At 44.9% G+C, this 5,302-nt stretch carries 5 protein-coding genes and 1 pseudogene; 1 reads left to right on the forward strand and 5 read right to left on the reverse strand.

Annotation, left to right across the window (positions count from 1 at the left end):
• Positions 1–229 precede the first annotated feature (229 nt).
• Positions 230–676, reverse strand: coding sequence for an anti-sigma regulatory factor (locus JUI58_RS14625; protein WP_204104533.1), 447 nt, complete (start codon positions 674–676; stop codon positions 230–232).
• 184 nt (positions 677–860) lie between these two features.
• On the opposite strand from JUI58_RS14625, the gene JUI58_RS14630 reads away from it, so the two are divergent.
• The gene (locus tag JUI58_RS14630; protein ID WP_204104534.1) at positions 861–2,006 is read left to right on the forward strand and encodes a SpoIIE family protein phosphatase; all 1,146 of its coding nucleotides are present in this window, start codon (positions 861–863) and stop codon (positions 2,004–2,006) included.
• A 4-nt stretch (positions 2,007–2,010) separates the two neighbouring features.
• Here the strand turns inward: JUI58_RS14630 and JUI58_RS14635 are convergent, their stop codons facing one another.
• The 4 genes and pseudogenes from JUI58_RS14635 to JUI58_RS14650 form a co-directional block, all read right to left on the reverse strand.
• Complete coding sequence (locus tag JUI58_RS14635; protein WP_204104535.1) at positions 2,011–3,018, reverse strand: hypothetical protein; 1,008 nt, start codon at positions 3,016–3,018, stop codon at positions 2,011–2,013.
• Positions 3,019–3,020: 2 nt separating this feature from the next.
• Positions 3,021–3,185: a hypothetical protein gene (locus JUI58_RS14640; RefSeq protein ID WP_204104536.1), complete on the reverse strand. Its 165-nt coding sequence runs from the start codon at positions 3,183–3,185 to the stop codon at positions 3,021–3,023.
• Positions 3,186–3,255: 70 nt separating this feature from the next.
• Entirely contained in the window at positions 3,256–5,094 is a 1,839-nt protein-coding gene (locus JUI58_RS14645; RefSeq protein ID WP_204104537.1) for an asparagine synthase-related protein, read from the reverse strand.
• Positions 4,976–5,302 (reverse strand): annotated as a pseudogene (locus tag JUI58_RS14650) (hypothetical protein); the annotation flags it as partial. The pseudogene JUI58_RS14650 and the gene JUI58_RS14645, both read right to left, overlap by 119 nt.

Raw genomic sequence — 5,302 nt, forward strand, 5'->3', positions numbered from 1 at the left:
CGGGGTCACTTTCTGCCATCGGTTCGCCATCGGGTTCGGGGTAAACAATCGGGGTTTTTAGGGGTGCGAGAGTCATGGTTTTCAAGGAGATGAACTAGATCATTTTTGAGCCAAGAGTAGAGGATTCACATTTTAGATGAACTATAAGTCCTTTTATCAAAGGGCGATCGCTTCCAGTTCGGAAATGTCTTCTTTCCTTAGATCTTAGCCCAACTTCCTAAATTAAAGTTCATCCCCTTTCCCCCTCATCCTCAACTTGAGCATAGTGTTTCACCATCAGCAAACAATTGCGCCCGTCATCGGTGCGGGTAGATGTGACAAAATCCATACCCTGATAGATAATAATTAAACCGCGACCTCCCCCCGACAGGCTATCGTTAGCCTCCAAAGCCTTTTGAAGACGGGCATCAAAATCAAAAGGGGGCGCAAAATCCCAAATGCGTAGCTCTAATTGATGGAGAGATAGAGTTACCTCTAAATCGATGGGGGTATATCGAGGCAATCCCTGATGAGCGTGGCGCACGACATTGGTAAAGGCTTCGATTAAAGCCAACTTACACTTAATCCTATCAGTTTTGGCGAGGCAGACAACACAACTACGATCAAACCACTCTTGAACTTGGCTCGATTGCTCTAAATCAGTGAAAACTCGGAGAGAAAATTTTTGTTTTTCCAACAGTTTATCGTCCTCGGTGATCGCGATCGACACTCTAGAGGGAGGTTTTGCCTTCCCACGACTCCAGTTTTGCACTTTGTTGGGGAATTCTTAGTTTAGAATGACCATAAGATTCTAACTTTTGGGGAGTCAATTCGCCAAGAATGTTCTTTTAGCTTATACGACCTGAACGATCGCACCCGCTATGGCTCGAATTTTAATCGTTGACGACGACCCTGCGATTCAACTGTTGCTCAAGCGTACTTTGACTAACCGAGGTTATGATGTTTCCGTCGCCAGCGATGGCTTAGAAGGATTGATCATGGCTAAGGAGCTTGCCCCGGGTTTAATGATTTGCGATTGGGTTATGCCCCGCATGAATGGTATTCAAGTTTGCTCTCATATTAAAGCGATTCCTGAACTTTCCACCACGTTTTTTATTTTGCTCACCTCAAAAGGGTCAGTAGAAGATCGCGTAGAAGGTCTTGATGCAGGAGCCGATGATTTTTTGTGCAAGCCTATCGAAATGTTTGAATTACAAGCACGGGTGCGATCGGGGTTGCGCCTGCACCAACTCAGCAGCGATCTGCAACAGCAAAAACAAATCCTCGAAACAGAATTGGCGGAAGCGGCTGAATATGTTTGTTCTATTTTACCCGAACCTCTAAAAGATACAGATATTGCCATTGATGTACGCTTTATTCCTTCGAGTCAATTGGGAGGGGATTGTTTTGATTTTTATTGGTTAGATAACGAACATTTGGTGATGTATTTACTCGATGTTTCTGGTCATGGTTTGCGGGCGGCATTGCCTTCGGTTTCGGTGATTAATTTATTGCGATCGAAAAGACTATTGCAAGTTAATTATCGCAAACCGAGTGATGTTCTACGGGGTTTAAATGAAATATTTCAAATGACCCAACGAAATGATAAATATTTTACGATTTGGTATGGGGTTTACAATAAAAAAACGCGCCAATTGGTTTATGCGAGTGCCGGACATCCTCCAGCAATCTTGCTTTCTCCCGATGAGTTAGCAGAAGGAGGAATGCGGGTAGAATCTTTAAAAACTCCAGGTTTTCCGATTGGAATGTTTCCGGATGTAGATTTTCAGGAAAACACTTGGAAAATTGCTGCAAATGCGAGTTTGTATCTTTTTAGCGATGGGATTTACGAACTCGATCTTCCCAATGGGGGTATGTGGGGTTTGGATGAGTTTATTGAAGAGCTAAAACACTATTGTCAAAAGGGCGATCGCCATCTCGATCGCATTATTGATCGCGTTAAGGAGATCAATATTAACGATCGCTTTGATGACGATCTTTCTCTGGTTGAAGTACAATTTAATTGAATGATTAAATTGTATCTTGTAAAACCATTGCTACTAATTGTTCTAAGCAGGAGGGATCGCGATGAGGATATAATTTTTTGACCGGAATTTCTGCCACTAAATGCGTTAAACTGCCAAATTCTTCTTTTTTTAAATCGCGATCGAGGAGATAATTAGTTGAAGTATTGGCAATCAATGCGATCGCCGCTTGTTGAGGAGAAACTGGCTCAATTCTTGGTGCATTGTTAGATTGTCTCCCTCCTAAAAGATAAAGGCAAGATAAGGGTAAAGGAGAAGATTGAAAAGCATACTTTTCCTGCATTAAATCTAAGTAACGTTTGTCCCAAGTTGGATTAGTGGGGACAATAGAGGGGAGGCGATCGCGGCTACCATAAAGGAAATCCACGGACTCCGGCCACAACCGCAAGCGAGGGTAAGCAGGACGCACAAAAGGGGTATTTTCCTGCCAGTCTAGCGCCACCACATCATCGGAAAGTACGGGATAACCTCGTTGAGCAAAAGCCGCCGCCGTCGTGGATTTTCCCGCCCCTGCTGCCCCGATAAAGGCGATCGCACTATCTTGTAAGGCGATCGCGCTGGCGTGCAAGCAGAGAACCCCTTGCAATCGCAACACAAAAGCGAGGACAGGTCCCAAAAGATAAGTTGCCGTATCTTCCAAAGTGAGAGAGTCTGGCCATCTTGCCCAAATCTGTAAAGGCGATCGCTGAATCAAAAACTCGGTTTCATCGCCATATTGCCAATAAAACCGAGTTCTTTTCTCCAAAGGCTGAAGGCGATCGCAACAGTGCCAAACTTGTAAATTAGGCTTTCCCGTATCGCAGTTTGTTGAACTGATATACCATATTTTTCGCTCAAATTGTGTTAGTGAGGGAAAAACACCTAAATATACATTCGCGAATAGAGACGTTTTAGAAAACGTCTCTACATTTGTTAAAGGAACTAAACCAGGAATAGGAAGATTAGCCGATAAAGTCAGGCCATAAACTCGATAAGTAAACTTCCTTTTGCCCATTTTTAATTGGTTTTATTGGGAACAGCATTCATTCCCGAGCCATCCCCTGCAATTCCTTCAACGGCAAAACTTTGAGTTAAAGTTTTGATATCCCCGTATAGTTTCAACTGGGGTTTATGATAGGGTCGTCTAGAATTTGGGTTGATTGACATTGCTGCTTGCTCCATAAAAATTCTCCTTTGTCTGTCTTAACAAATCTTTTTCATTTTTGGAAGAGAAAAATAAAATATCTTTTCCTCAAAATTGTTGCAGCCAATGCCCCAAACCGAGAGGGCGCAAACTACACCAAGCTGTATAAATATCCAATTTTTCCCGACGGGTCACTTGTAGAAGTTTTTCTACATCCACATAAGCATTTATAGCATCGATCGCCTTCAATTCGTCCCAAGGTCGCTGACCTGCTTGCAGAAAGGTGTAAAACGGTTGTCCGGCGAGGGGGGTTTTTGGGCGTTGTGCGATCGCGGCGGGCAGATCCTGGCGATCGCCTTGTCCCCTGCGCCAAGATAGGGTTGCTCGTTCTAATTCCTTATTAATAAACCACGGGAAGGGCGGGAGGGAGAGTAAATAGTTCAAAAGGCGTAGATCCAAAAAAGGGAAACGTACTTCCAGAGGAATTCTGGTAAACCCTGGATCGGAAGCCTCAAAATTGAGCATCCACATGGGTTGCAGTAAATCTTGATAGGCTTGGGGGCGAAAGGGATGGGGAGATTTTACTGGGGTTTTGGTACTGCGAAGGCGATCGCGCAACTGCAAGCGCCTTTCAAAATCGCGATCAAACCAGTCCAGATAGCCGTCATCCTCGTTATTTTCCTTTTTCCAGTGCCGAACCTTCCCTAAAATTCCCGTTCCCCATTGGGGCTGCAAACCCCGTTTCAGACAATTTACTAAATCTCCCAACAAGGCGATCGCCGGCATTTTTCCCCATAAATCCATCACTTTTGAGGCGCGTAGGGCTTCGTCTGCTCCTTCACCATACAGCCCGATGCGACTGTGTTGGGCGATTTGTCGGTATTGATGCTCATCTTGGAGGGGAAAAGGATTAAGACAAGGTTCTGGGGTTTTTAGGTGGGGAAGTTCTTGCCCTTGAAAGAGTTGGTAATCGTCGGCGACTAGGAAATGGAGGGGCATTTCAAGGGCATCGGCGGCTAATTGAGCGTATTTTTCTTCGCGATCGGGGATGCGATCGCGGTAAATGACGGTAAACCCTTGCAGATCGAGGTTAAAGTTGTTACTTTTGGCAACATCGAGGGCAGTTGCGGCCATATTGGTCGAGTCGAGGCCGCCACTGAAAAAGATGCCTACTTTTTCGGTTCTCAGCCGATCGCCTATGGCTTCATCTAACAAGGTTTGAAACTGTTCGATGTAGGTTTCTGGCTGTCGATAGCGAATCATTTCTGGGACCGGGAGAGTCCAATAACGGCGCAAAGAGAGGCGATCGCCAGTGACGGTGAGAGAATGCCCTCCCGGTAGTCGTTGAATGTCTTTAAAGGTCGTTGTTTGCGGGTTATGATTGAACCCAAAGAGGAGAAAATCCGCGATCGCCTCTTCATTGAGATGTTGAGAAACAGCAGGATGCAAATGCAAGCAGTTGAGGGTGTTGCTGAAGAGAAAGACATCCCCCAGATTGGCATAAAAAAATGGCTTGACCCCGAGGCGATCGCGGGCGCAAAATAATTTTTGAGCGCGATCGTCCCAGATCGCAAAGGCAAACACTCCCAGCAAATGTTCTAAGCAGTCTTCTCCCCAAATTTGATAAGCGTGGAGAAGGAGAAGGACATCGGGGGAATGGGGGGCGATCGCGGTTGCGCGATCGCCTAATTTGGCAATGAGTTCCTTGCGTCCATCGAGGCGAAGGTCAGCCGTAATCAAGGTTTTGCCGTCTAGGGTTAGAGGTTGTCGTTCTGTGATCGACTCATCGGTAGTAATTAACAGAGTATGACCCAAACCGATATGATTTTCACACCAAATATTCTGCCCATCGGGTCCGCGATCGGCGATCGAATTCGTCAAAGTTTGAAGAAGTTGGCGATGCACCGGCTGGCGATCGCGCTGAAAAATTCCGCAAATGCCGCTCATTTGATAGTTGATAGTTGATAGTTGATAGTTGATAGTTGATAGTTGATAGTTGATAGGTAAGTAGTTGATAGGTAAGTAGTTGATAGGTAAGTAGTTGATAGTTGATAGGTAAGTAGTTGATAGTTGATAGTTGATAGTTGATAGTTGATAGTTGATAGTTGATAGTTGATAGTTGATAGTTGATAGTTGATAGTTGATAGTTGATAGT

The sequence above is a fragment of the Spirulina sp. CCY15215 genome (genome assembly GCF_016888125.1).
Taxonomy (GTDB): Bacteria; Cyanobacteriota; Cyanobacteriia; order Cyanobacteriales; family Spirulinaceae; genus CCY15215.